Genomic DNA, 26,389 nt, shown 5'->3' with positions numbered 1-26,389 from the left:
AGGAAACCGGATGGCCGCGTTCGGTGCAGTAAGAAATAGGAGTTCGAGTGGTATGGGTTTTCGGCAGGGCTCAATTCAGGTCGGAGGGCATTTGGTCGGCTCAAATTGACGCGACTTCCGTGGCGCAGTTAACTGTGTATCCATACAGTTATTTGTTCAGGCCAGGTTTATGAGCGTGACCCTTCTTGGTCCCATTGCCAGTGGTGGTGTATCACTCCCGTTGTATTCCTCCCAGGTGTCTGCCGGTTTTCCATCGCCGGCAGCGGACCACCTTGAAAAATTGATATCGCTCGATGAGCTGTTCGAAATCCGAGCCCCCCACATGTATCTGGCCAAGATCCAAGGCGACAGCATGCAAGGCGCCGGGATTTTCAGCGGTGACCTGGTGGTGGTTGATCGAAGCAAAACGGCGCGGCATGGCGATATCGTCATTGCGGCGCTCAATGCCGAGTGCGTGTGCAAGCGTTTTCACTGCCGCGATGGTCAAGTGGTGTTGATGGCCGAAAACTCCAAATTCCCGCCCAGGTACGTCATGGAGGGGGACGAACTGGTGATATGGGGTGTGGTGAACTACAGCGTGCGCGACCATGCACGTTAGAACTGCGCTCTACGCAGGCTTGCCTGTGTTTGGGCTGGTCGATTGCAATCATTTCTACGGCGCCGTTGAGCGTGTTTTCAGACCGGATCTTGCCCATACGCCCATTGTTGTTCTCAGTAACAACGACGGCTGCGTGATCGCCCGTACTTACGACGCCAAGCCTTACGTCAAAATGGGCGCGCCCTATTTCCAAATCAAGGACACGCTGCGCCGCCACGGCATCGTGGCGTTCAGCAGCAATTACGCGTTGTACGGTCAAATGTCCGAAAGGGTCATGACCCTCGTAGAATCAATGGTTTACGACAGCGAAGTGTATTCTATAGATAAGAATAAGTTGCATACTGTGGACGCCCAAAGTTAGATGGTGTCCCCATGGACATTGACGCTTGTTCTTACAGAGATTTCACTTGCCTACCGTCGAACACATTCACTTCAGTCCGCATGACCTTTCTGTCAAAGACCGCCTGATTACCTACTCGCTGAATAGCTCCCGTGTAGTGATCGAAGGACTACCACAAATATTCTGGGAAGACGGCTTGCCCTGGAGAGAAGCCAATCTCTGGGCTATGGAGAGAGTAACCAATGGTGAGGCACTCCTTAAGACCGTTTCTAGCAACCTGAACGGGCTGTTGAACTACGCGAAGTTTTTGGAGAGTCGCGGGCTTCAGTGGTTTGAGTTTCCGTCTCGAAAGGCTGATCGATGTCTTGTTCAGTACCGTGGGGCGCTTATCAAGGCTCGTGATGCTGGTCATATCAGTCCTGCCACAGCTTCCGAGTACATGCGTAACTGCATCAGTTTCTACAGGTGGGTTAGGAGGCGTGGCCTTCTAAACCCGCTATTGCCGCTGTGGAAAGACAAGCGCTATTTCATCAAATACTTTGACCAGGTCGGCTTCGAGCGAACGCTAGCTGGCACCAGCACCGATCTGGGTATTCCAAACCGAAAACGCATTGGGGTCACTTTGGAAGGTGGGCTACTTCCAGTGTCTGCGGTTGATCGAGACGCCATTCTTGATTTCGCAAAACAGAGCGCCTCACCCGAGCTTTACCTGATGTTGGCTCTAGGTTTCTTTACGGGTATGCGACTGGGAACGATCTGTGACCTTCGTATCAATACGTTGGAGCGTGCCCTACATGATCCGTCTGCTAAAGGTCTGCTTCTGATATCCGTAGGGCCAGGTGCGTCCCCGCCCGTGCATACCAAATTTGGAGTAACTGGCCAGGTATGGATTCCCGAAGCTTTGTGCTCAGAAGTCTTGGAGTACGCCAAGGGTCTTCGCAGGTTGACTCGCGAGGCATCTGCTGCTGGCGAGCATCAAGACTTAGTGTTCTTGACACGTTTCGGAAACCCTTTCGGACGTCGCAACAGTGATCAGTCTTCGGCCATAAACGTTGAGATGTCATCGCTTAGAAAATTAGGCATCGCGTCGGGCATCAAAGCGCTCAGGAAGTTTCGCTTCCACCAATCCCGATGCACCTTTGGAACTGAGCTAGCTAGGCTCGCTTTAGCAAATTGCACTGATGTGGCGATAGTGATTGCGACTGTCAGCAATGCATTGCTTCACGGTCGAAATTCGGAGGCTACCACCTTCAAATACATCAAGTTTGTGCAGGCCGAACCCGCTAAGCAGGCCATTGCGAACAGCTTCATGACTGCGTTTACAGGAATTGCTTCGAGGCAGGGAGCGAGTAATGAGTAACCTGATGTCTTTAGACCTGACGTTTCCAATGATTGAGTACGGGAAAAACGAGACGCCCTGGGATCTGGCACCGCTTTTATACAGTGGTGGTGCTGGGGCAAAAGTGAAGACTGTGCGCAGTGAAATCACATCAGAGGCTTTCGGTGACCCTTTACTGGAGCGGTCGGAGCTTGTGAAAGGACTCCATGATTGTTTGACCGATGACCTTGCCGGCGGAGGAAGCCGCTTTTCGGCGAATAACAAGATCGGTGCGTTGAGGAAGTTTTTTCAGTGGGTTGATCAATGCGGGCGTCCGTTGAGTGTTGATTCGGTCACGGAAGCATACCTGGGGTGGGCCGAGCATCTTCTACAGCGTCACCGCGTAGAAGGATATCTAACCGCCGGATCGTTATACGACACGGCAAGTTTAACCGCGACAATGCTTGACCGAGTTCTGGGTCGAAGCTCGACGCTTCTCTACAGCACCCGAATTCGCAAACCAAGAGGCAACGGAAGGGCAGGTAATGGAAGCGCTGGTAAGCAAAGCTTAGAAGAGAGCTTCTCATTCGGGCAGTTAATTGCCGACCTCTGTACGGCTCTTACCTATGAGGCCGTGACGGGGCCACTTCCCATCCAAGTGGAATTGCGGTCAGGTTCGACGCTACCTATCTGGTGCGGCCTACGCGACACAGGGAAGGAAGCGTCACGACGGATCCGACCTCAAACCAAATTCCAGATTGCGGACATCCTTCGAAACCGCGAACTTCGGAACTCTGACGTTTCAATCGAGACTCGATACCCAGCAGTGAATCTGCGAATCGAAGCCGAGTTGCTTATGTTCATCGCACAAACGGGCATGAATTTGTCGCAGGCGCATCAGCTTCGGATCGACCAATACCATTACACGAGTCATCTTGATGGTTACCAAGTCAGGTCTTACAAAAATCGCCGTCAGGGTGAAGTGCTTTTTGAGGTTTTCTCAAGCTATAAGCAGTGGTTCGAACGCTACATTGAGTGGCGAAGCACGTGGTTTCCAGTCGATCTAGAGGGACTTCTTTTTCCTCTCGTCCGTCTTGGGGGACGTCTCGTTCTAGAAGCTCCTCAGTTCACGGCTATTGCGCGTGTCTGCACCGATTCCAATGTTCGATTCGTTCGACCCCGTAAGCTCCGGGGCGCGCGTATTAATTGGCTGCTACGTGAGTCGCAACGCCCCGAACTGGTGGCGGAAATCGCACAGCACACCGCTGAAACTTTGATTCGTGTGTACGCCGAGCCCAATCCGCAAATTGCGATGGTTGAAATCACTCGGTTTCACCGGCAAGCAGATCTCGTCGTTTGCTCACCTGCTCCAGGTACTTGTGTAGCGCCGATACCAGAATCGGTCGTGGATGCTCCGACTAATGCTCCTGATCCCGATTGTATTAACGCAGCGGGTTGCCTTTTCTGCGTCAATCATCGGGATATTGAAAGCGAGGATCACGTCTGGTCTCTGAGTAGTTTGCGAGTGCTCAAGAGCTTGGAGCTAGCTAGATATCGCCCAGCGTGCACGGTTAGATCTGACGAGGCTGACCATCCGGCGATGCTTGCGGTCGAGCGTCTGAGTGCGAAGTTACGGTTCTTTCAAGAAAGTAGCGAGGTGCGTCGGCTTTGGGTTGATGAGGCACTGGCTCGCATAGCTGAAGAGGACTATCACCCAGCTTGGGACGGATTTATTCGGCTTGCGGAAGTTACAGCGGGGGCTTCCCTATGAATATGCTCACGACGTTAGGGCTTTCTATCGAGTCGCCTCTCGCCGTTCCTGGGGCATCGAATTACCGTCCAGAGAGCTGGCCTCCGCCACCTGATTGGCCGGTCGTAATTGATGCACAGGGCAAAATTATAAGCCGCTGGGGCGATCCAATTTGGAGGCTTGATCCATGGGCCAAGAAGGCACTGACGCTGAATTTTGGTGATGGGCCAGTTAAAAAATCAGCGGCGCCAATTAGCTCAAAGAACGCAAATTTACTTCGAATCATCACTGGCTGGTGGCTATACGGGCCGTATGGCGCTCGTGGCTACAGATCCCTTAAAACGCGTTTCGATCAGATGCGGCGGCTGTTTGTTCTTTGCGAAGAGGCAGGAATACTTGCCAGCGAATTAAGCCACTTTCCACGCGTATGCGAACGGATCCCTGCCTTTCTTAATACCTCAAGAAAAACCGAGTTTCTGTCGTTAATGCATGAGCTTTACGCGTCCCGTAATGCCGTAGGATTTACGTTGCTGGATTCAGGCTCCCTAACCCGTCTGGCTGCGCTTTTTCCAACTCACCATACAGCTCAAACACCTTACATTCCTCCACGTATTTGGCGCTATCAAGTTACTAGGCTGCGAGAGTGCCTTGATGACTTCCTATCCCATCGAGAACAGGTTGAAGCTTGTTACCGGTTCTGCTTCGCGGCTTACGAACATAACCAGAGGGTTTCGGAGAGAACAGCGTGCGTAAACGCCCCGCCTTTTTGCGGCCATAAGATGCAATTATCAGGCGCTAAAACGGGGCTTCGTTTTCTCGGCGCGTTTGCAGATACCGCGAAACGCTTCGGCATCTTTGAGCTACTTGAACGTTGGGTGGGTCGAAGTGGCGGCTTGCAAGTAACAGCGCTGACTAGCTATCTGAGATTGGTCAACGGCGCGGGATTAGCTTACATCCTTAACTTCAGTCTCATGCGGGTCGAGGAGGCGTGGAATCTTCGAGCCGGGTGCCTTGACATCGAGCACGACAAGAGCTTCGGCGACATTTTTTTGTTACGTGGGCAGACGACAAAAACGCTCTCTGATAGCGACGCCGTTTGGGTCACATCCCCATCTGTGACAGTCGCCGTGAAGGCGATGGAGGTTATTTCTCTGTTTCGCTCACTATACGCACCTCACGAAGCCGCGAGAGTTCTCGCCGGGCGTTACTTGACCGATTTTTCTTACGAGCCCTGGAGTTCGTTGCGCAATAAAGGTAATCATTCACTGAGGCCAAGCATTCAGTCATATTCCGACCTTTTGGGGCAGCACGGGAAGCTCTTTGACTTAGAAAATTTGCGTATCACGCCTGAGGATTTGAAATTGGCCCGGCTAGCTACCCCTTCACTGCCGGAGGAGTATCAAGTGGGCGCTGTATGGCCGTTGGCATGGCATCAGTTGCGTAGAACTGGGGCAGTAAACATGCAAGCTTCCGGGCTCGTAAGTGATGCTTCGCTTCAGTACCAGCTCAAGCACGTCACACGAGCGATGAGCCTTTACTACGGACAAAATCACTCGCGGATGCGTCTAGAGGAGAAGGCTCACACTCTGTACGTTCGCACAATGTACGAGACGCTGGGAAGAGAGTTACAGCAGCTTACGAGTGAGCGTTTTGTCAGCCCCCATGGAGACAAACGAAAGGCTGAGATCGTTCGGCTGATTTCGCCAGAGGATGCGAAGAAGATGATTGGTTTGGCAAAGAAAGGCGCGGTCGCCTGTCGCCCGATCATTCTTGGCGTTTGTTCGAGTCGTGAACCTTGTCCGTACGGCGGAATTGACAACATTGCTCATTGCGGGGGCGGTGATTCAGAGGATGCAAAACCTTGCCCTGACGTGCTGTATGACTCAGAACGATTGGGCGCGGTAGATGATCTTGAACATGTACTCAAAGAGCGGCTTGCTAATGCTCAGAATGGAAGTCCGCTAATGGAATCGTTGATGGCTCAACAGCGAACCGTAGAGAGCTTCCGTCGTGTCGTAGGGAGCAGAAATGGACGTTGAACTCCCTGCTCGCCGCAGCGCGGCTGATCAATATCGTGATGCTTTTGAGCGCCTGAAACTCGATAGGCCACAGCTTCTACCGAAGGGGACACCGGTCACTCAGAACAACGTGGCCAAAGAGGCGGGGAGCGATCCGTCGGCGCTTAAGAAATCTCGTTTCCCGAGTCTCATCGCAGAGATAAAAACCTACGTGGAACAACATGCGGAGGAGCGACCTCCTTCGTTGAACAAGGTAAATCTTCTCGCACGCCAGAAAACCCGCGCCCTGCGTGATCGGATTGAGCAAGTTGCCCGGCAGCGCGACCAACTCGCAAGTTTATTGAGCGAAGCGGATGCGAAAATCATTGAGCTGTATGACCGTATCGCTGAGCTTGAGAGGCAGTTGCCTGCGTCAAATATAATTTCTTTGGATCCGCGCGGGCCGAGAAAGCTTTGAGATCACAGCGCGCGTGCAGCTAGTCGCCTGGGTATAGCGGCTGGCCTATTCCGACCACTCTGCTGCTCAACCTTGATGCGGCGAGCCGGAAAGAGATGAGCGTTCTGCTAGATTGAGGCATCTCAGCTGGCAGCTCCGGGCTAGATGCTTTCTGCCGACTGGCTGCGATACGGCGATAGAAACAGGCAGCTATCGGCCGATTCTGTTGAAAAAGTCGGCCATGGTTTGCACATCAGAACAATACGCGTCCGAGGTTGAAATCTTTACTTTTGGCAGAGGCTTCCGGACTCGAGTTTCACGTAGCAGCGTTACAAAAAAGGCGTTTTCACCAGTCAATGACCAAGCAGTTTGGGCAGACCGACGTTTTCAACAGAATCGGCCAAAACCGGACGCTCATCACGAACGTCTTAAGCTTGAAAGCCTGATTGACTGGCCAACACGCACAGCACCTATTAACCCTGCCTTCGCAACCCTTTCTCCAGTTGGTCTCGCCAAAACCCTAGCTCTATAGGGTGGCTTTTCAAACGCCAAGATCAAGAGTAATGTAATACTGACTACATATTAAATAGCTATCTCTACATGAAAAATTGGCTAGCTCTGATTCTTGGCTTACCCACCGCTAATGCCACCGAACGCATGCGGGCTTGGCGCGCTTTGAAAGCTTCAGGTGCGGCGGTATTGCGCGATGGGGCCTATCTGTTGCCTGACACCGGTTTCTGTCGTGAAGTGCTGGCGTCTATCGAGCGGGACATCCTTGCCATCAATGGCACCGCTTACACTCTGCCCGTTGTCGATCCTGACGGTGAGCGCTTTGTCGAGTTGTTCGACCGTAGCGAAGACTACGCCGGGCTTCGTGCGGAGCTTGATGAATGCCGAGCACAACTCAACGCTGAGAACGCACTGGCGAGCACCAAGCAGATTCGTAAGCTTCGCAAAGCCTACGATCAACTGATCCGCATCGATTACTTCCCAGGCAAGCCTAAGCAGCAACTGGATTCGGCGTTGCAGGAGCTAGAAACGGCGGTCAGCAGGGCCCTGTCTGCGGATGAGCCCCATAGCCGCGACCAACCAATAACGGCACTCAACCTTGTTGATTATCAGGGGCGTGTCTGGGCAACCCGTAAGCGCCCTTGGGTAGACCGTCTGGCATGTGCCTGGCTTATTCGCCGTTTCATTGACCCAAATGCGCAGATTCTCTGGTTAGACACGCCGCAGGACTGTCCCGTCGATGTGTTGGGTTTCGACTTCGATGACGCAACTTTCAGCCATGTCGGCAACCGCGTGACCTTCGAAACCCTGCAAGCCAGTTTTGAACTTCAAGAGCCCGGCCTGAACCGTATCGCGGCGTTGGTGCACTACCTCGATATCGGCGGCATTCAGCCTTTGGAGGCTGCCGGCATCGAGCGGGTGCTGGCAGGACTGCGCGAAACCATTACCCACGACGACCATTTGCTGGCTGCCGCGAGCGCCATCTTCGACGGCCTGCTTGCTGGGTTTGTAAAAGAGGAACAACCCAATGAATAAGGTTTTCGCACCAGCGGTTGAAGAGGATCTGTCGAAGCCAAAGCCGATCAGCTTGCGTGAGGCATTCTGGTTCTGGTTGAAGCTGGGTTTCATCAGTTTCGGCGGGCCAGCCGGACAGATTTCGATCATGCACCAGGAACTGGTAGAACGTCGGCGCTGGATCTCCGAACGACGCTTTCTCCATGCGCTCAACTATTGCATGTTGCTGCCTGGGCCAGAGGCTCAGCAATTGGCGACCTACATCGGTTGGCTGATGCATCGAACCTGGGGTGGAGTGATCGCCGGAGTATTGTTTGTACTGCCCTCTCTGTTCATCCTCATCGCTTTGTCGTGGATGTACATCGCGTTCGGCGAAGTGCCTGTGGTGGCCGGCCTCTTCTATGGGATCAAGCCTGCCGTGACGGCCATCGTGGTGCAGGCAGCACACAGGATCGGCACTCGGGCGCTGAAGAATAATTGGCTGTGGGCGATAGCAGCAGCTTCCTTTACCGCGATCTTCGCGTTCAATGTTCCTTTCCCGCTGATCGTATTGGGGGCGGCGTTAATCGGCTATGTCGGAGGGCGTCTGGCGCCCGAGAAGTTCAGAATCGGGGGCCATAGCGCTGCCAAAAAGTCTTATGGCCCGGCGTTGATCGATGACGACACGCCATCCCCTGAGCATGCCCGGTTCAGCTGGTTCAAACTGGCGTCGCTCGCCCTGATTGGCGCCGCGCTGTGGGCTTTGCCGATGGGTACTTTGATCGCCCTCTTTGGTTGGGAAGGCACCTTGACCCAGATGGGCTGGTTCTTTACCAAGGCCGCGTTGCTGACTTTTGGCGGGGCCTATGCAGTCCTCCCGTATGTCTATCAAGGTGCGGTCGGTCACTATGGCTGGCTAACGCCGACGCAGATGATCGACGGTTTGGCACTGGGGGAAACCACACCGGGGCCGCTGATCATGGTGGTGGCCTTCGTCGGCTTTGTTGGAGCGTACGTCTCACAAGTGTTCGGTGCCGATCAGGTGTTTCTGGCCGGTGCTGTGGCCGCCGCCCTGGTGACCTGGTTCACTTTCCTGCCCTCGTTTCTATTCATTCTCGCGGGCGGCCCGCTCGTGGAGTCGACCCACAACGAACTCAAATTCACCGCACCGCTCACCGCCATTACGGCAGCCGTCGTTGGGGTGATTCTCAATCTGGCGTGTTTCTTTGGCTATCACGTGCTGTGGCCGAAGGGCTTCAGCGGCAACCTCGACTGGCCCTCTGCACTGATCGCCATCGCAGCGGCGATTGCCTTGTTCCGCTTCAAGCGGGGCGTCATCCAGGTGCTGATGGCCTGCGCGCTCGTTGGGTTGGCAGTACATCTGCTGCGCTAGACCGCATGAGTGGATTAACAATCTCTGGCGGGCACTGGGCCCGCCAGATCGCCCAACCTACCGAGCTAGGCAGGAGGTGTTCCATGAGGTGGATTACCCGTGAACGACCCAAGATCGACCGCATCGCTTGTCCCTGGTTGATCACACGCTTTATCGATCCGCAGCCTGAGTTTTTATACGTACCCAGTGGTGATGTGCTGCGATTAGCGACGGAGAAAGACGCTGCGCCTTACGACATTCCCGGCGTAGAACTGACTCATGAGGGCGAACTGTGCAGTTTCGATGCATTTCTGAAGAAGTACCAACTCAGTGAGCCCGCCTTGCAGCACTTGGCTAAGATCATACGCGGCGCTGATACCTCTCGCCTGGATCTGACTCCGCAATCGGCAGGGCTGTACGCCATCTCACTGGGACTGTCGCAGCGATATTCCGACGATCATGAAATGCTTTCGCATGGACTGATCCTGTACGACGCACTCTATGCATGGTGCAAGGAGTGCCAAGGTGAATCGCATAACTGGCCTCCACAAATGTGAGAAAGCCAGCTTGCATTGAAGCCCAGCCTCAAGCTGGGCTTTTACCGTTTAGTGGCAGTGGTAGTCGTTCGTTTTATGGTTGCGGTGGCAACCTTTCGCATCAGTACCGCCGCTGTGCGCGAAGGCCGCCACGGAGGTAATGGAAAGTAAAGCGGCGATCAAAAGGGCAGACAGTTTCATCAGGGCTTGCTCCATGCTCATGTTTTTATATCCGTGAGACCTCTCACGCTTCGCAGCGTATGGCCAATTGCCTTCACTGGGCAAGCGACTTCCTTACTCTCTGCCTGACATTCGATGAAAGGCTGAGCGCCATTTTCTTGAGCTGTCCCCGCCTCTAGTTTAGGATGGCGCTATATCCCCCTAGGGGGGATACAAAAACATCTATAAACGAGAAACTCGTCGCTCTCTTTCTTCGAGAAATGCTCGACAACCAGATGGGCGCACGCCTCTCCATGTGAGACTTCTCATGCTGAAAATCCTGGCCAACCGAACCTACCGTCACCTCTTCCTGGCCCAGGTGATTGCACTTGTAGGGACTGGTCTTGCCACTGTCGCGCTAGGCCTACTGGCGTTCGATCTTGCAGGTGCCCAAGCGGGGGCCGTCCTTGGTACAGCGTTGGCGATTAAGATGACGGCCTACATCGGCGTTGCACCCATTGCAGCAGCTTTTGCAGAGCGTCTCCCCCGTCGGGCAATGCTGGTTTCGCTGGATCTGGTGCGAGCCTTGGTTGCGCTGGCTCTGCCGTTCGTGACGGAAGTCTGGCAAATCTACGTACTGATTTTCGTCCTTCAGTCAGCCTCAGCAGCGTTCACTCCGACATTCCAGGCGACCATTCCAGACATCCTGCCGGATGAAGATGACTACACCCGTGCCTTGTCGCTATCGCGTCTGGCCTACGATCTCGAAAGCGTCGCCAGCCCTATGCTCGCCGCAGCACTGCTGACAGTGATCAGCTTCCACAACCTATTCGCCGGCACTGTCATTGGGTTCCTTGCCTCAGCGGCATTGGTCGGCACAGTGCTGCTGCCAAAGGCGAAGCAAACACCGCGACGTAGCATCTATGAGCGAACCACCCGTGGCATGCGTATATTCCTCGCGACGCCGCGCCTGCGAGGGCTCCTGGCTCTCAACCTGACGGTAGCTGCCGCCAGTGCCATGGTTATCGTCAATACGGTAGTGCTGGTGCAGTCGCGCTTCGCTCTGCCGCAGAGTTCTACGGCATTGGCGCTGGCCGCGTTTGGCGGCGGCTCCATGATCGCTGCTTTGGTCTTACCTCGGCTGTTGAAAGACATCAAAGACCGAACGGCCATGCTGTTTGGCGGAGGAATCTTGGTAGTAGGCTTGGCCGTTGGCATCAACCTGACCACCTACAATTTCCTGTTGCCGTTGTGGATGTTGCTCGGCGTGGGCTATTCCCTGGCGCAGACCCCGAGCGGTCGGCTGTTGCGTCGCTCGGCGCATGCCGAAGATCGCCCAGCATTGTTTGCCGCCCAATTTGCGCTGTCCCATGCCTGCTGGTTGATTACCTACCCACTGGCGGGATGGCTGGGTGCCAACATCAGCCTCACGGCGTCGTTTGTTGGGCTCGCTGTCGTGGCCGGTGGCGCACTGGTGGTCAGTATCGTGATCTGGCGTCCTGCGCATGACCAAGAGTCGATCAAACACACCCATGAGAACCTGCCGGACGATCACACTCACCTCGACGGGCAGGATGGTGTGGATCACGAACACCCGTACGTGATCGATGATCAGCATCGCCGTTGGCCAGATAGACGACCGTAAGTCCCTAAGATTTGCTAAGACTGGTTGGTCATGTCAGACCTAGAGGTACTTGGTGATTTGCTTGAAGGCTTCCAGTGGTGCGCGCTCGCCATTGTTCAACGCCGAAACGGTGTCCTCCAGGCAGTGATCAATGTGATCCTGGATGAGCGTGCGCTTGGCTTGGCACACCGCTTTTTCAACCGCATGCAACTGCTGGGCGATGTCCACGCACTGACGACCTTCTTCGATCATCGTGATGATGCCGCGTAAATGGCCGTCCGCTCGCTTGAGGCGCTTGATGATCGCCTCATGACTTTGGTGGGTATGGGGATGGTTGTGTTCGTGTTCGTGCTCACTCATGGCTTGAGCCTCGGGCCTCAATGAATTACGCTGGCATCCTATCCCCCCTAGGAGGATATGGTCAAACGCTTCAAAGCCCTACAAAACGAGTTGAAACCCGAACACTATGTTCAGCAGAACACTGACAACCACGGTGGTAATCGCGCTTGTTCTCGCCATGTTTGTGGCCTGGGCCGGGCATACCTATGCGTTGTCAGTGACACCGAAACAGCCAGCTTGGGAGATTGCGCAAGACGCCCATCACTCCCATCAACAGCAAGCCGAGATGTCGTGTGCGAGCTGCTCGGATCACTACCACTCCCCGCTGACCCCTGACCATCAGCACGAAACGCCACAGCTTACCTCCGCGTTGAGCTTGGCCGCGCAGCCGAAGCTCTCTTTGCGGGTCGATGCGCCACGCTATTCCGTTCCCCGTCCGCCGATTTTCTTGATTGAGCGGCCACCCCGTCCTTCGTTCGCATCCTGACCATGGCCGCCCTGCGGCCTTTGATCCCTGCAACGTAGGATTGATCTATGGATTCGCACTCGATGAGCGGCGTTGACGCACTTACTGCGCCTTCGCGTCGCCTGCTACTGCTGTTTTTATTTGTCGCGTCACTTTTCCTCGCAATGCCCGAGGCGATGGCTCATGCCGTCGCCGAAGGTGACAAGGGATTCATCCAGGAAAGCTCCGGCGTCATGTTGCTGCCCTTCATCTACATGGGCGCTAAGCACATGATGACGGGCTACGACCACCTGCTGTTTCTGTTCGGGGTGATCTTCTTCCTCTACCGCCTGAAAGATGTGGGGCTCTACGTCACGCTGTTCGCCGTAGGCCACTCGGTCACGCTGCTGCTTGGCGTGCTGACCGAGGTCAGCATCAGCTCGTACATCATCGACGCCATCATCGGTTTCTCGGTGGTGTACAAAGCGCTCGACAACCTAGGCGCGTTCCAACGCTGGTTCGGTTTCCAACCCAACACCAAGGTGGCCACGCTGATCTTCGGCCTGCTCCATGGATTCGGTCTGGCGACGAAGATCCAGGAGTACGAAATCTCGCCTGATGGCCTGATTCCGAACCTGATCGCCTTCAACGTCGGCGTCGAGATCGGCCAATTGCTGGCCCTCAGCGCGATTCTGATTCTGATGGGGTATTGGCGACGTACCGGCAGTTTCTGGCGCCACGCCTATACCGCCAACGTCGCCATGATGAGTGCCGGTTTCCTGCTGATGGGTTACCAGATCACCGGCCTGTTTGTCTCCGCGTAAGGAATTCTGACCATGTTCAATACTCCGCTTCCAACTGTTAATGAATTGCCTAGCACTCGCAAACTGGTGCGTTCGACTCTCATTGCGCTGCTGACTGCGGTCGGCCTGCTGGTGACCGTCGTCATGCCTTCGGAATACGCCGTTGATCCAACGGGTGTGGGCCGAGCACTGGGACTGACCCAGATGGGTGAATTGAAGATCATCCTTGCTCAAGAGGCGTTGGCGGATGCCGCACCACCTCAACCAGCAGCTCCAGCCCCGCAGGTTGCGCAAGTCCAACCTATTGCGAAACCTGTTGCTCAGCCGGTGCCAACACCTACCCCAGTTCTGAAGACGAATCAAATGAGCGTCACGCTCAAGCCAGGTGAAGGGACAGAAATCAAACTGGAAGTGCTCAAGAACAAGACTGTCAGCTATGAATGGACTGCGGTTGGTGGGCCTGTGAACTACGACACCCATGGTGAGCCCTACAACGGTGAAAAGGGTTACTTCCACAGCTACAACAAGGGCAAGCAGGTCAAAAGTGATAAAGGTGAATTCACCGCCATTTTTGACGGCACCCACGGCTGGTTTTGGCGTAATCGCAGCAATAACGACGTGACCATCGCACTGAAAACGACCGGCGATTACTTGAGCGTCAAACAGTAATCCGAAGCGACGATGGCTTTTCTACTGTCGAAAATTCGGTGCTCAGCCTGACCACAGACCATTTATTTCATCCATTTTTAAAGAGTCTTCCCATGAAAACCCCAACTACTCTGATTCGTTCGATGCTTCTGATCTGCTTCCTAGGCCTGATGACGGCATGCGGCGGTGGCGAGAAAGGCGCAACCTCCGAGAGCGCCGAGCACGGCCATTCGCACGAGTAACACCCTGAAAAAAACAAGGCCGTGATTGCGGCCTTGTTTTTGTTTAGTGAATCGCCCTCAAATTCGCTGTCTCCACCGTCAGCTTGGGGTCGATTGCTGCCCGTAATTTACAGCTGCTACGGGGTAAGGATGTCCAGCTAGCGCCTCCAGCACAGTGCTCATGCTTTCACCGGCGACCTATTCGCGCCATCACAGCCAGAGGCAAGCGGGCCAGTGATGAATGTTTTGGATGAGATAAATGCCAAGTGGGGGAGAGGTACATTGCGGACTGCCAGCGTCCCTGTATCACCTGAATGGGGTATGAGGAGAGAGCTTAAGAGCCCCAGTTATACAACCAGATTGGATGAGCTTTGGACTATTGGAGCTGGCTCATCTTGGTCACGCTAGCTTTCGTCGCCACAAAAATCGCGTATTTGCCATGGACACCACGTGATCCATTTCTGTGAAAAATGCGTGTGGTCTATGGACATCGGACACCTGATCTAAACCCTGACAAACATTCATTCAAACCGATGTCCATGGGTTGACATCTTTCCTTTACATTGACGAAATTTTCTGCGACCTCTCGGGGATGCCTGGCGACCTCACCGAATTCGGGCGAAAGATTCGTGCCAAGGTCCTAAAATACACCGGAATTCCGGTCGGTGTGGGCATTGCCCACACCAAAACCCTGGCAAAACTTGCCAATCACACGGCAAAACGCCTGCAGGCGCAAACCGGCGGCGTCGTGGATCTGTGCGACCCGTTTAAACGCGACTGGGTGCTGCGCAATACGGCCGTTGAAGAGGTGTGGGGCATTGGTCGACGGATGACGGCGCACATGCACGCCCTGGGGATTCACACGGCCATGGACTTGGCCAAGGCCGACCCCGGGTTGCTCGGCCGAAAATTCAGCGTGGTGCTGGAGAAGACGGTGCGTGAGCTGGCCGGCACGTCGTGCCTGGCCCTGGAAGAGGCGGCGCCGGCCAAGCAGGAGATCTGCTGCAGCCGAATGTTTGGCGTGCGCCTCGAAACACTTGAGCCAATCAAGGAAGCGGTGGCCACCTACGCGCAGCGGGCGTCGGAGAAGTTGAGAGCCCAGCAATCCTTGTGCAAAAAGATCCGCGTGAGCATTCGCACCGGCATGTTTAACCCCGACGAGGCGCGTTACGCTAACGGCGTGTTGGTGGAGCTGCCCTATCCCACCAATGACGTGCGCTTGATCACCCGCGAAGCCACGCAAGCGGTGGAACGCCTGTTCCGGCCTGGGTTCCGATACAGTAAGGCCGAGGTGTTGCTAATGGATCTGCGTCAACCAGGTGAATTTACCGATGATCTGTTTGCGCACACACAGCCCGCCACGGCCGATAAGGTGATGAGCGTCCTGGACGAAATCAATAACCGCTGGGGTCGAGGCACGCTGCGCACGGCCGCTGTGCCGGCGGCGCCGGCCTGGGCGATGCGCCGTGAGCTGAAAAGCCCGAGCTACACCACCCGACTCGACCAGTTATGGACAGTCAACGCCAATTGAGGCGTCAGGATCTGCAAGGAGTGTGAGTATGTGCAGTCATTACGAAGCGCCGTCGCCGCAGCGGGTGGCCGAAACATTTGGCGTTGAGCCTTTCGAGCAGGGTAGGTTGCAACTGTACCCAGGCTATACCGGGGCTTTCATTCGCCGTGCGGAGCACGTCGACGAGGAATCGCCTGCGTTGCTGGAAGCGCTGACAGGCGCGTTTGGGCTGATTCCAACCTGGAGCAAGGACACCAAAATCGTACGCAGCACCTACAACTGCCGATCGGAGACGGCCAGTCAAAAGCCGTCGTACCGCACAGCTTGGCGAAAGGCCCAACACTGCATTATCCCTGCCGCGGCCATTTATGAACCTGACTGGCGAACGGGTAAACCGATTGCAACGCGGATTGTGCGGGCAGACGGTGAGTTAATGGGCATAGCGGGCCTGTGGGAGCAATGGCGCGATCCCGGTACCGGGGAGGAACTGCACAGCTTCACCATGCTGACCATCAATGCGGATGGTCACCCGTTCATGCGCAACTACCACAAGCCCGAGGACGAAAAGCGCATGCTGGTGATTTTGCCTCGGGGGCTGTATGTCGATTGGTTGAATGCCGGCGCCGACGACAGCATGGAGTTTATGCGTCAGTATCCGGCAGACCGGATGGCAGTTGCTGTATGATTAACCTACCAGGCCAGTGCGCCTAAGAAGCTGACTGGCTAGCTTTAGGGCTGGTTTTGAGATGGGTTTGTGGGCTGATCGGGTGTGATTCTGCGTGAACCACGATGATCAAAAATGATTGATGGGGCTTGTATTTGCTTGTAGTAACTTGCACAATGAATTCACTACTCAGCCCCGTACGCAGTGATTCAGTTCGCTGGCAGTTGGGGTGAAGAAACCGGCCCTGAGCCGGTTTTTTCGTTTCTAGGGATGGAGAATCTTGCGTACAGCTTGCTTTGTAGACGGCTACAACCTGTTTTACGGCCTGTTGGCGGGCACCCAGTATAAGTGGCTTGATCTTCCGGGACTGCTGGCTCACATAATACGTGTCGAGCACCCAGAAAATACCCTCGATGCCGTCAGCTTTTTCACTTCCGGCGTCAAACCCTCCTTGGCCACCCGTGGCATTGCTTCTAAAGAAGCTCAAGATACGTACCTTCGTGCATTGATTGCACTCGATGTAAGCGTGTTTTATGGGCGTCACCAGCTTGAATCGGGTAAAGCTCCGCGCTTTATCGATAAGTACACTCCAGCGTCCAGGACTGATCAGGTCGAGATCTGGAAGCTTGAAGAAAAAGAGACAGACGTACATATCGCTATCAGCATGTACCGCCTAGCAGCTCGGCAGGCGACTCTGCCACCTGAACAACGTATAGAGCAGCTCGTCTTGGTGTCGGCTGATACCGACATGACCCCGGCGCTGCGGGCGCTCCGTGAAGATTTCCCAGAGCTATACCTCGGAGTGATACTTCCTCACAGGGAAGGCATTCAGCGAGCGGTTCCAGGATCGTTGAAGCAGTATGCGACCTGGATGCGGCATGTGGTGAAGAACGTTGAACTGGCCCAGCATCAATTACCGTCTCGCATACCCACACGAAAAAAACCAATCGATAAACCAGACTACTGGTAATTTATGCGTGTCCTGTAGACCTCGCCGCCAAGCCTGCCGGCCATAGTTACCTTGACGCAGGCTTGAGGGCAGCAATGGTTGCCATAAGCGAGGAGATCGAGGAAATATGCTGCATACGACCTGCCTAAAAGTTCCTTATGCAGTTCCAGGCTCCGCTCTTAGCTCTTAACAATCGAGGGAATGACTTATGAGTGTGTCCACATGCCGCATCTGCGGGCTTCTTTATGTGCCTTCACTGGAAGAGGATCGTAAAACACACGCTGCTAGACATAAACAATTGGCTCGCGGCTCGCAACCCCAAAATGTCCGCGATTTTTCCAAAGCGTTCGGATGGGCTGTCGCCTTTAACGATGGTGGTCTTGAACGCTTGAAGGACGATTATGATCCTGAGCTTGGCAAGCTTGTGGTTGTTTTTTCGTGGTGGAGCCGTGCTCTTGCGAACGGAGTTCCAGAGAAAGATTTTGACCGCTATATGGATGCTCATTTGACCTTTGCTGATTCGCTTGTAAGCGGTATCGGTGAGGACGAAGCAAGAGCAGGAATAAAAAAGTGGGGGCAATACGCAGGTTAATTATGCTCTCCAACAGCAAACTCATAGGAAAGTCAGGTGCAGGACTCACTACCGATAGCTCTTTTCACGGTTGGTCTTTTGGCCGGATTACCCGTCAACGCTTTGGTTGTCAGTATTCCTGCTTTCCTGGAAAGACAATGGAGTTTGGACGCCGCCCAGATGCTGGGGCAAGAATCGCCTACTGAGCACCGTCCGCGTTCGTCCGTGTCATTACTGCCTGATCAAATAAACGCTCGATTCAGTATGACGCTACTGGTCATGGGAGGCCTTTCAAGCTGGGCAGCGCTGCACTACGGTGTTGGGACAAGCGGCCTGGCCGCTTTGGTGTTGGTCGGTGGCTTGCTGACCCTGAGCTTGATTGACCTCGATCACCAACTGCTGCCCGACGTGCTGGTGTTGCCGCTGCTGTGGCTGGGCTTGATCGTCAACAGCTTCGAGCTGTTTACAACCCTGTCCCATGCCCTGTGGGGAGCTGTGGGTGGCTACCTGGTGCTTTGGGCCATTCGTTTCCTTTCCAGGTTGATCACCGGCGATTACGGTATCGGCCAGGGCGATCTGAAGCTGTTGGCCATGCTCGGCGCCTGGGGTGGCTGGCAGATCTTGCCAGTGACGTTGGTGCTATCGTCACTAGTATTTGCTGTGGTAGGAAGCACGCTCCTTGCGTTGGGCAAAATAGAACGGACAGCGCTTGTTCCTTTTGGTCCGTACCTGGCTGCTGCAGGTTGGCTCGCTCTACTCTACACACCGGCGTGGTCGGTCGTTTAAATCGCCTATGCTAGAAACAACCAACATTTCACCTTTCGCACATGAGTGGCGGTTGCTGGCCGCGTGTGCACATAGTGAAAATATGGTGCAGAGCTAGTTATCTTTCTGAATCAACAAGTCAATTGCCGACAGCAACATCACATCATTGGCAGGACCTTCCAGCTTTAGAGACCTGCCGGTTTTGTTGTCTCTAATCAGCACGGTGGGTGTCGCTGTGACCCCAGACTTAAGGGCTTCTTCTGCCTGCCTACTGATGCGTAGAGAGATCTGTTTATTGTTTGCAGCACAGGCCATCAGTGCCTGGTGACCAACGTCGTTGATGTCCAACTGACCATTAAAGCCTAGGCCGTTGCTACGAGTTCGTTCAAAGACCTGGTCGACGGCTTGCCAGAATGCCGGCGCTCCGCCCAACTCTCCTGCGCACTCAACGATTTTGGCTTCGTGAATAGCGGCCGAACCGTGGAAATCCAGTGGCAGGTGATGCCACTGAAGGTTTACGTTCTTCTGCTGCTGGACCCAGGCTTTGAGAGCCGGTGTGTAGATCTTGCAATACGGGCATTCCAGATCCGCAAACTCTGTCACAGTCCAGCGAGCATTAACCTGCCCAAACGTCCAAGGGCCTGGATGTTGTCGTGTTTGCACCTCGCTTTTGAGGACGGCGTAGCCGACAGTAATCAAAAAAAATACTAGAAAACCCACTACCCCCATATACCGAATCATGTGTGGAGCTCGGCCGTAGGCTTCGATGACAAGAGTGCTTGATTACGCAGTGCTTCAAGGAGGGCGTGTTCAGCACTCTCGGGCTGAGGGTGCTGTCGAAGCCAGTTGGTTAACACCGTTTGAAGCTGGGACTCGATGTCACGACGGTCCACGGCACGTATCAAAACCTGTTGCAGTTCCTCTATCAGGACGGGGGCGCAAACCTCCAAAGTCTGCAAAGCATCCTCACCAGGCTGTTCAAGCAACTGGGTCAGACTTTCAATCAGGTTCTGGGTCAAGGAATTCAGTGTTCTCATACGTGGCGCTCCAAGGCCGTGACTTGCTCGGGAAAAGTGATGATGTGAGGTTCGATACCGCGATAGCGGTCTAGCGTTGCGGCAACTTCAATGGCCGCGTCGAGCTCGTTGCAGCCTTTGGCCTGCATGATGTCGTAGCGTTGTTTCTTCTCTTCCGGTTCCGTCATGGCCAGGGCCAGGTACAAGCTAGGCGGTACCACCCGGAACAACATTTCCATGCTTTTGGATAGCACTACGCCCTCGGTAAACTTCCCGCTTTCCTTGCGTGCGGACAGCATCATCGATTTCTGAGCTGGGGTCAGTTCACGAAAGCGTGCGATCTTCTCCACCTCATCAGGCGGCATATTCAAGCAGATCCACCACTCGATCATGTTGAGCAGGGCCGATGCCTCTGGCGGCACGTCGTCAACGTTTTGAGTGGCCATCCAGAACCAGGCTCCCAGCTTTCGCCACATTTTGGTGATCTTGACGGAGTAGGGGGACAGCAGTGGAACCTTCAACTGGATGTGGCCTTCATCGGTGAAGAAGATCAGGGGGCGGCCTTTGAATTGATCCCGCTCAGCGATGTTGTTGACCGTGTTGAGCAGCGAAATGTAGGCGATGGCCATCTGTGCGCTGTAGCCTTCTCGGGCATACGTAGCCAGGTCCACAATGGTGATGTCCGCTTCGGGCCATGGCGTACCTGGACGGTTGAACATGTCACCTTCGGTGCCCATGCAGAACATGGACAAGGCTTCCGCCATCTCCAGAAAACGGGAGCTTCGAGCAGCCGGTATACCCGGTTCATGCCCCATCTCTCGCAGTGCCTCACGAATGTCTTCAGGGAGCACGATCCGTTGTTCCGCTACACATTTCTGTGCCGCATTGAGAATGCATTGGCGGATGGCGCTCCGATCTGCTCGGGTAAGGCGCGCATCTTCTTTATCCTCCCCGCCAGTGATCATCAGCCTGGCCGTAATTTCCATCTCTCCCAGGATGTCGCGCTGTTCGTCTTCGGTTTGGCTTGCCAGGTGTTCGTCCGAGGCCTCGAGGTCATCAGCCTTGAGCGTTTTGACGTTCGCGGTCGGCTCAATGAGTTTTTCCGCATCGGCGAAGGGCGCTAAGCTGACCCCTGATCCTGGTGCGAGACGGACACGGTTGACCGTCAAACCGAGCTTCTTGGCAAAGTCTCCCAGCAAGCCAAAACTGTTGCCGGCTTCAACGATGAAAAGTCGCGGCCGATAGATGGCAACGATCTGACTGAGGATATTCGTTGCGCTGGCCGACTTTCCTGAACCCGTAGGGCCGAAGATGAATAGATGCGCATTCATTTGGCGGTCCAGCTTGTTCAGTGGATCGAAGGTAATCGGTGCTCCACCTCGGTTGAACAGGGTGATTCCTGGGTGTCCCGTTCCGGTCGACCGTCCCCAGACGGGAGCCAGGTTAGCAATGTGTTGAGCGAACATGAGTTGCGCGTACCACTCCAGTGCTTTGCGCTCATTGGGATCAAAATTGCCGGGCAACCATCTGAGGTACGAGTTTAAGGGGGCAACCTCATCCCGAGGTTCCACGGGTTCCATACCCGCTCCTAGCAAGGCACTGCTCAGTTGCAAACTGCGCTCCTGCAACTCCAAATCGTCTTTGCCGCGTAGGTAAAAAGCTACGCTGCCCCGGTACAGCTTGTGCTTGCGGCCGAGCAACTGGCGGGCGACAGCAACGTCTTCGCGGGTCAGGATCGATGCTTGGGTATCACCAACGGCCTTGCGTGAAAGCTGCTCCAGGTGGCCTTCAAGTATGTCCTGCGGAGTGATCACGAGCGTGATACAGAGAATGGTGTCCTCTGGCATTTTGTCGAACAGCGCATTGAGCGCATCACCGCCCTTGCGTGTTTCACCGGTCAGGTGTCCCGTCTTAGGCGCTTCCCGCAGACGATCGAGCATCACTACGCGGTGGGGCAGGCCGTCGAAGTACCACAAGCCTTTCTCTGTGTCCGACAGCGGTTCGCGGTAACACAGGTTTTGCGAAAAGTCGGTCCCGCTGGCCAGCGGCAACTCGCCTTCCTCCGTTGCCGGCACCTGCTTGCAAACCACCTCATAAAAACGGCGGATATCAGCGTCTGCAGGGCCGAGGTGGTCAGGCCGTGGATTGAACCAGTGAATCAGCCAGTGTCGGATAGCATGGCCATCCATGCGATGGGTTTTGATGCCGGCGTTTGCCAACCCGCCTACCAAGCGATCACAGATGATTTTTAGGTAGGGGGCAGGTGCTTGGCCGCGTACGTCTGCTTGTGCCCCCTGAGTGCGTCGGTAGACGACAATGCGGACGCGGCGTTGCTGGCCCCTCCACGGCAGTTGGCTGACCTTGGTGTCTTCAAACAGCCCGCCTGGCTTGGAAATAGCCTCCAGGTGCTGCTTGATCAGCTTCAAGTAAAGCTCGGTGAAATTACTGCCCTGCGCCCGGGGTTGGATGTAGTCGTGCAGCTGCTGCAGATAATTGTCCCAACTGGTTTCGTCCTGAGCGTACAACTGCACGACCCACGGGGAGGTTTCCAGCTCATCGAAAGAGTCTTGCAGGGCGTTTTCCAAGGCATCCCGGGCTTTGCGCAACCAGTCGGGATCTCGACCTTCGGTGCCGATCGGTGTCAGCTCGAAGAACGCGGCACGAGACACACCGTCTTCCAGCAGCATGGCTTTTTCCGCCGGCAGATAGTCCACCCACGGCAGTAGATCCACGAAAGAGGGGTTCACGTCGTACATGCGGTCTACGTCAGCGGTAGTCGCTGGTTTTTTCTTTGGGTTGCGCCAATCACTCGGCGAGGGAATGCCCATGGCAGCCAGGCGTGCGAAGTAGCGTTCGGTCGCTGCCTCCAAAGATTCAGTGGCTGATGCCTGCACGTCGACATGCTCGCTAGCATTCACTGCGAGCTCCGGCTCGACTCGGTCTGAGCCACGTCGTGTTTTAAACCGCTCAAAAAACCTCATTAATAGGCCTCCGTGCGTTCGCCAGGCATGGCGTATTGCACGCGCTGGTACAACGGGAACACTGTGGTGTAGCCCGGGATAGGGGCTGGATCAGAGCCCGCCAGATGGGGAAAGACATACATGACCAGGTCCGGATTGGGCAGACGCTTAAACTGGCTGTAGATCTCGTTTTGGGCTGTGCGGGTGAATTTGGCGTTGTCTGTTTCACCCGTCTCCAGAGGTCGCCGGAGGTTTTGGCGCGCATCGAGCAACTGGCGGCTACTCGTGCTATTTCCTGAACCACTGGCACCTTGATTCCAAACGTCCATCATCGTGCTGTCGCCATGGGGGAGCAGCTCGTCCTTGCTGGTGGAGCAGCCAGTCCCGAGCATTGCGATCACCAGGTAGGTTCCGATTTTTAAAGAATGATTAGTCAAGCGCAGTCGAAGCATGACGGGCTCCTGAGCGATAGTTGACCTTGCGGCCTTGGAGTTCGTAATCGATGGTCAGCTGCTGGTCCAAGTGAACGGCAACTTTCGCCCCGGGCTGCACGTACACTGCCGCGAAGGCTTGCCCGTAGAGCTTGTTCACCCAACTGGACACATCATTGACGCCTTGGCCGATGATCTTGCCCATGGCGTCACTGCCTGAGCCGCCAACTGAACCGATGGTCCCGGACTGCGGATTTATAAATGAACTGCTGTTTCCATCCGATTTGATGAGGGAGGCAGCGCCGGCGCCGGCCGCAGTAATCAGTACCTGGGAACCGATGTATTGCGAGGCGTTGCTTTTACGATCGCCACTGATGCAGGGAATACCGTAGGCATCGCTGATCCAGCCCAGGCCTCCTTGAATGGTGGTTTGGTTACCATTGTTCTGGTTATTGCTGTTCTGACTGCCGTTCGTTTCCTCTTGGGGCTGTGGCAGCGTGCGCACGGTGCCGTCGTTGAAAACAAATGTCAGGCTTTTGATCTGTCCGCGTACGCAAGACAAAGTCCAGTCGCCGGACGCTGTGCCGCTGGCCACGGCGCCGGCGACGTCGGGCAAATCGATACCGTTAGCGGTGAGGTTGTCCGGACCAATTAGCACTTTGAACGGGTAGGGGTCGTTGACCGTGCCGTCGATGGGCACGCGGCCGATCAATGCGGACATCGCGACAGAACCCATCAATGTGGAGTTCTGTGGCAGCGTATAGACCTTGCGTACCTGTTTGCGGGCCTCCTGTGGCGAGATCTCACCCGCAACGTTCTGAGCGCCCGTACGCAGAGCATTTTGCCCTCGATCTACGGACTCGCCGAAGGAGGTCGGGAAGTTAAATCCCGAGGCGGTTTGATTAGAGCCTGCCGCAATGGGCTTTCCATTGATATCGACAGGAGTAGCGTCCTGTGGCTCGATCCAAACGACATCCGGTCCAGGTGCGCCTTTGAAGTCTTGCCCATCCCCAGGCTGAATGCCAAAGCCGATCGGCAAATCAGCGTTCGAAGAGCCTGCGTTCGCAGCTTTGTTACTCAGTGTGTTGTATTGCTGCTGCAGCGTATCCAGGATGGTCTGGCTTTGTTGTTGTGACTCCTGTTTCATTGTTTGCTGGGCGTTTTGCAGCTTGCTGTCAACGTTGTCGTTGATCGACTGCAAACGTCTTTGTAGCTCAAGGTTTTGTTGCTTCAACTCATCGTTGTTCTTCAGCGCATTGGAGACTTGGTCTTTGAGCTGTCTGCTTTCCACGACGATGGTGCGCAGCGTGTCGCCGGGGGTATCGCCGTCAACGCCAAGCTTTTTAGCTTCCCCCGTACTGAGCACGAGCGTTTCTGGAGCCTGAGCCTGTTTATCTGAACTGCCCTTACTGAATAGTTTGACCACTACAAACAACGCCAGGATCGCGAAAGGGATGACCAGGAATTTGACCAGGGGATTACTCTTCACGGCGACCTCCTTTCGGATCGATCTGGCTGACGGCCGCCGGCAGTAACGATTCGGCCAAACCATGGCCGCGTGTCACCAGATAGACCGTTGTGGTGTCACTTGCATCACCCTTGGTGCCGAGGTAAGGGTGCTGAAACGTCGCCGTGATGAAGTCCCCCATCAGCTCCCGCGGATCGAGGGCAAGGTGCTGAGTGCTGGTGTTGCGCAGTTTCACTGCCGTCACCCAGTAGTCGTCTAACCGCCATGCTCCTAAAGCAGAGGCCTCGACCGGCAACGTCGGCAGCAAAGTGGTGAGGTTCAGGCCCCGCTTAAGATTGACCTGGGCGATACCGTCTACAGGCTCCACGGTGCGCAGAGGGGCATAGAGCATCTGTGCGGCATAGCGTGTAACGACCACAGGCAGAGGCGTCTCGCGGCGCGGAGTCGGCGGATCCTCGTCTTGAACGTTGGGCTCCGACGTGGGGACCGGAGCGCGACTGCTCGTCGGCTTAGAACTTGCCTGCCCGTAACGAGGCGAGGAACCTTCACCTGCAACAATTTTTGCAGGCTCTGGCGCGGGCTGATTTGGTTTACCTTCTGTAGCGATGATGTCCACCAACATGATTTCGCCACTGCTCATATTTTGGAGCTGCAGGCGAGTCGGAGGTATGGGTTCTTTGGCCAGAAGGTACAGTGCGCCACCGGTGCTCTGTACGCGCAGCTTATCAACCAAATTCCGGGGCAGACCCACTCGAACATTTTGGTCGACAAAAACAATGCGTTCCTGGCCGACGATCAAGGGCAGCGCCAGTGGAATTCGGTCCCAGCGTAAGATCTCTACGGCGTTGGCCATGCCGAAGAAGTTGAGCATGAGCAATCCGATAATCAGCAGCCGACGCATCATCATTTGCCTCCCGACCGGGCAGGTTCTGCGGAGACTTCGATGCGCTGAGGGTTACTGCTGTAGCAGTCCCAGGCGAGTCCAAAAGGATTCTTCTCGGGATCAATGTCTGATCGGATGATGTGCAGCGGGTAACGCGCTAGTGCGCGTTTCACTCGTTCTCCGCCGTAGTGCTCGTCCGCGGTGATATCCAAGTTGACCGTCCAGTCGTTGATGCTGTGCTGCTCAATATGCTGTTCTGATTTATCGTCAATTCCTCGGCCTGGAATCTCGAATACACCGCGCTCGCGTTTGCGCAACTCCCCACTGTTGCGGCGCAGCTCGAAGTCTTTTTGCAGATAAGCTTTGCAACTGGGCGTCAGGTAGCCACCCAAACGGGCGATGTTGTCTTCGTAGTCGGTTTCACCGTCGACGGGCCAACGATTCATTTGCTGGAAAATATAGAGGCCAAAGGCATACACCGATTCTGGGGGGACGTCCCACCACTGACGTGTGCTGCCCGACCGCAGATCTGGAGGTACATGGATAGTCAAATCACGCGGTGCGCTCTGCCAGCCATAGGCCATGTACAGCCCCAGGGCGATCAGCAGGCCAATGACCAGGCGCAGGCTGTTGATATGGGACAGTTGGGCGTCCACTTTTTTTCGATAAGTCATTGAGCCCCCGTTCTACGGCAGGTCCACGCACCTGTGCGTGTGATCAGGTGGGCCTTGTTCCAGGTAGGAAGATATCGAGCAACGCTCAGTTGCATCTGGCGGTAGAGCCAGGTGTCCGGTCGGCCGCGTTTCCAACGCCTTAAAAAGCGGCTCGCAAGAGTCAGCCCAAGGATCGCGAAGAGCATGGCGGTGGCGATAATCAGCGCCCAGATATGGGTCAAAATTGCTGCCAGAATCCCAATTACCAATCCTGAGCCGGCACTGATCGCTAGGGTTGCCCACATTTCATCGGCAGTGAGGCCGCCCATGATGACCGGCTGATTGTTCAGCCGCACCGGTAGGAAAATTAGCGTCCCATCGTCAGAGAGTTCTGTCATGGCCAAGGCTC

27 protein-coding genes and 2 pseudogenes are annotated in these 26,389 nt (G+C 55.2%); 19 read left to right on the top strand and 10 right to left on the bottom strand.

The features are described from left to right. Positions 1 to 169 precede the first annotated feature (169 nt). The 9 genes and pseudogenes from A7D21_RS25660 to A7D21_RS25620 all read left to right on the top strand — a co-directional run bounded on the left by A7D21_RS25660 (position 170) and on the right by A7D21_RS25620 (position 9,892). Positions 170 to 598: a LexA family transcriptional regulator gene (locus A7D21_RS25660; RefSeq protein WP_069552993.1), complete on the top strand. Its 429-nt coding sequence runs from the start codon at positions 170 to 172 to the stop codon at positions 596 to 598. Next, a pseudogene (locus A7D21_RS25655) lies at positions 588 to 926 on the top strand (DNA polymerase V subunit UmuC); the annotation flags it as partial. The gene A7D21_RS25660 and the pseudogene A7D21_RS25655, both read left to right, overlap by 11 nt. A gap of 58 nt (positions 927 to 984) precedes the next feature. Next, the gene (locus tag A7D21_RS25650; protein WP_069552991.1) at positions 985 to 2,298 is read left to right on the top strand and encodes a site-specific integrase; all 1,314 of its coding nucleotides are present in this window, start codon (positions 985 to 987) and stop codon (positions 2,296 to 2,298) included. Then, on the top strand, positions 2,291 to 4,027 hold the full coding sequence (locus tag A7D21_RS25645; protein ID WP_069552990.1) for an integrase: 1,737 nt from the start codon (positions 2,291 to 2,293) through the stop codon (positions 4,025 to 4,027). Before A7D21_RS25650 ends, A7D21_RS25645 begins: the two co-directional genes overlap by 8 nt. Further along, positions 4,024 to 6,045 (top strand): hypothetical protein, encoded by a 2,022-nt coding sequence (locus tag A7D21_RS36325; protein WP_256556360.1) that lies wholly within the window; start codon positions 4,024 to 4,026, stop codon positions 6,043 to 6,045. The genes A7D21_RS25645 and A7D21_RS36325 overlap by 4 nt, the downstream gene beginning before the upstream one ends. Next, entirely contained in the window at positions 6,035 to 6,481 is a 447-nt protein-coding gene (locus A7D21_RS25635; RefSeq protein WP_057387491.1) for a hypothetical protein, read from the top strand. Before A7D21_RS36325 ends, A7D21_RS25635 begins: the two co-directional genes overlap by 11 nt. A gap of 579 nt (positions 6,482 to 7,060) precedes the next feature. Continuing rightward, positions 7,061 to 8,005: a chromate resistance protein ChrB domain-containing protein gene (locus A7D21_RS25630; protein ID WP_057387492.1), complete on the top strand. Its 945-nt coding sequence runs from the start codon at positions 7,061 to 7,063 to the stop codon at positions 8,003 to 8,005. Further along, positions 7,998 to 9,356 (top strand): chromate efflux transporter, encoded by a 1,359-nt coding sequence (gene chrA / locus A7D21_RS25625; RefSeq protein WP_057387493.1) that lies wholly within the window; start codon positions 7,998 to 8,000, stop codon positions 9,354 to 9,356. Before A7D21_RS25630 ends, chrA begins: the two co-directional genes overlap by 8 nt. 83 nt (positions 9,357 to 9,439) lie before the next feature. Then, positions 9,440 to 9,892 carry a chromate resistance protein ChrB domain-containing protein gene (locus A7D21_RS25620; protein ID WP_057387494.1) on the top strand — a complete coding sequence of 151 codons (453 nt, stop codon included), beginning with the start codon at positions 9,440 to 9,442 and terminating at the stop codon, positions 9,890 to 9,892. A gap of 48 nt (positions 9,893 to 9,940) precedes the next feature. Here A7D21_RS25620 and A7D21_RS35525 read toward each other — a convergent pair whose 3' ends face one another. Then, complete coding sequence (locus A7D21_RS35525; protein ID WP_228757763.1) at positions 9,941 to 10,093, bottom strand: YHYH domain-containing protein; 153 nt, start codon at positions 10,091 to 10,093, stop codon at positions 9,941 to 9,943. Positions 10,094 to 10,358: 265 nt separating this feature from the next. Between A7D21_RS35525 and A7D21_RS25615 the strand changes: the two genes are divergently transcribed. Then, positions 10,359 to 11,675, top strand: coding sequence for an MFS transporter (locus A7D21_RS25615; RefSeq protein WP_057387495.1), 1,317 nt, complete (start codon positions 10,359 to 10,361; stop codon positions 11,673 to 11,675). Between the two features lie 39 nt (positions 11,676 to 11,714). Here the strand turns inward: A7D21_RS25615 and A7D21_RS25610 are convergent, their stop codons facing one another. Then, positions 11,715 to 12,014: a metal-sensing transcriptional repressor gene (locus tag A7D21_RS25610; protein ID WP_057387496.1), complete on the bottom strand. Its 300-nt coding sequence runs from the start codon at positions 12,012 to 12,014 to the stop codon at positions 11,715 to 11,717. Positions 12,015 to 12,527: 513 nt separating this feature from the next. Here A7D21_RS25610 and A7D21_RS25605 point away from each other — a divergent pair. From A7D21_RS25605 to A7D21_RS25575, 9 genes and pseudogenes are all read left to right on the top strand, one after another. After that, positions 12,528 to 13,262 (top strand): HupE/UreJ family protein, encoded by a 735-nt coding sequence (locus A7D21_RS25605; RefSeq protein WP_057387497.1) that lies wholly within the window; start codon positions 12,528 to 12,530, stop codon positions 13,260 to 13,262. Positions 13,263 to 13,274: 12 nt separating this feature from the next. Continuing rightward, the gene (locus tag A7D21_RS25600; protein ID WP_057387498.1) at positions 13,275 to 13,910 is read left to right on the top strand and encodes a hypothetical protein; all 636 of its coding nucleotides are present in this window, start codon (positions 13,275 to 13,277) and stop codon (positions 13,908 to 13,910) included. A gap of 92 nt (positions 13,911 to 14,002) precedes the next feature. Continuing rightward, positions 14,003 to 14,131, top strand: a complete 129-nt coding sequence (locus tag A7D21_RS36320; RefSeq protein WP_256556348.1) for a hypothetical protein — start codon at positions 14,003 to 14,005, stop codon at positions 14,129 to 14,131. A 165-nt stretch (positions 14,132 to 14,296) separates the two neighbouring features. Beyond that, positions 14,297 to 14,518, top strand: a pseudogene (locus A7D21_RS34680) (DUF4113 domain-containing protein); the annotation flags it as partial. Positions 14,519 to 14,654: 136 nt separating this feature from the next. Further along, complete coding sequence (locus A7D21_RS25595; protein WP_256556346.1) at positions 14,655 to 15,641, top strand: DUF4113 domain-containing protein; 987 nt, start codon at positions 14,655 to 14,657, stop codon at positions 15,639 to 15,641. 28 nt (positions 15,642 to 15,669) lie between these two features. After that, entirely contained in the window at positions 15,670 to 16,305 is a 636-nt protein-coding gene (locus tag A7D21_RS25590) for an SOS response-associated peptidase (RefSeq protein ID WP_069552988.1), read from the top strand. A gap of 259 nt (positions 16,306 to 16,564) precedes the next feature. Beyond that, entirely contained in the window at positions 16,565 to 17,254 is a 690-nt protein-coding gene (locus A7D21_RS25585) for an NYN domain-containing protein (protein ID WP_069552987.1), read from the top strand. 187 nt (positions 17,255 to 17,441) lie between these two features. Continuing rightward, positions 17,442 to 17,825, top strand: coding sequence for a C2H2-type zinc finger protein (locus A7D21_RS34675; protein WP_074059261.1), 384 nt, complete (start codon positions 17,442 to 17,444; stop codon positions 17,823 to 17,825). Positions 17,826 to 17,861: 36 nt separating this feature from the next. After that, positions 17,862 to 18,590, top strand: coding sequence for an A24 family peptidase (locus A7D21_RS25575; protein ID WP_069552985.1), 729 nt, complete (start codon positions 17,862 to 17,864; stop codon positions 18,588 to 18,590). Positions 18,591 to 18,683: 93 nt separating this feature from the next. Here A7D21_RS25575 and A7D21_RS25570 read toward each other — a convergent pair whose 3' ends face one another. From A7D21_RS25570 to A7D21_RS25535, 8 genes are read right to left on the bottom strand one after another with little or no spacing between them, the layout of a single operon-like run. Continuing rightward, complete coding sequence (locus tag A7D21_RS25570) at positions 18,684 to 19,310, bottom strand: thioredoxin domain-containing protein (RefSeq protein WP_069552984.1); 627 nt, start codon at positions 19,308 to 19,310, stop codon at positions 18,684 to 18,686. Continuing rightward, a complete protein-coding gene (locus tag A7D21_RS25565) occupies positions 19,307 to 19,606 on the bottom strand; it encodes a hypothetical protein (RefSeq protein WP_069552983.1) in 300 nt (99 codons plus the stop codon). Before A7D21_RS25565 ends, A7D21_RS25570 begins: the two co-directional genes overlap by 4 nt. After that, positions 19,603 to 22,566 carry a conjugative transfer ATPase gene (locus A7D21_RS25560; RefSeq protein ID WP_069552982.1) on the bottom strand — a complete coding sequence of 988 codons (2,964 nt, stop codon included), beginning with the start codon at positions 22,564 to 22,566 and terminating at the stop codon, positions 19,603 to 19,605. Before A7D21_RS25560 ends, A7D21_RS25565 begins: the two co-directional genes overlap by 4 nt. Continuing rightward, positions 22,566 to 22,997 (bottom strand): TIGR03751 family conjugal transfer lipoprotein, encoded by a 432-nt coding sequence (locus A7D21_RS25555; protein ID WP_069553004.1) that lies wholly within the window; start codon positions 22,995 to 22,997, stop codon positions 22,566 to 22,568. The genes A7D21_RS25560 and A7D21_RS25555 overlap by 1 nt, the downstream gene beginning before the upstream one ends. Next, positions 22,975 to 24,465: a TIGR03752 family integrating conjugative element protein gene (locus A7D21_RS25550; protein WP_069552981.1), complete on the bottom strand. Its 1,491-nt coding sequence runs from the start codon at positions 24,463 to 24,465 to the stop codon at positions 22,975 to 22,977. The genes A7D21_RS25555 and A7D21_RS25550 overlap by 23 nt, the downstream gene beginning before the upstream one ends. Continuing rightward, entirely contained in the window at positions 24,455 to 25,348 is an 894-nt protein-coding gene (locus tag A7D21_RS25545; protein ID WP_141718264.1) for a TIGR03749 family integrating conjugative element protein, read from the bottom strand. Before A7D21_RS25545 ends, A7D21_RS25550 begins: the two co-directional genes overlap by 11 nt. Then, entirely contained in the window at positions 25,348 to 26,001 is a 654-nt protein-coding gene (locus A7D21_RS25540) for a PFL_4703 family integrating conjugative element protein (RefSeq protein WP_069552980.1), read from the bottom strand. The genes A7D21_RS25545 and A7D21_RS25540 overlap by 1 nt, the downstream gene beginning before the upstream one ends. Continuing rightward, positions 25,998 to 26,378 carry a TIGR03750 family conjugal transfer protein gene (locus A7D21_RS25535; protein WP_069552979.1) on the bottom strand — a complete coding sequence of 127 codons (381 nt, stop codon included), beginning with the start codon at positions 26,376 to 26,378 and terminating at the stop codon, positions 25,998 to 26,000. The genes A7D21_RS25540 and A7D21_RS25535 overlap by 4 nt, the downstream gene beginning before the upstream one ends. Between the last annotated feature and the right edge of the window lie 11 nt (positions 26,379 to 26,389).

The organism is Pseudomonas sp. AP19, assembly GCF_001728855.1.
Lineage (GTDB): Bacteria > Pseudomonadota > Gammaproteobacteria > Pseudomonadales > Pseudomonadaceae > Aquipseudomonas > Aquipseudomonas fluorescens.
Note: the sequence above shows the minus strand (reverse complement) of the source record. Positions and strands in the feature narration are given on the sequence as shown.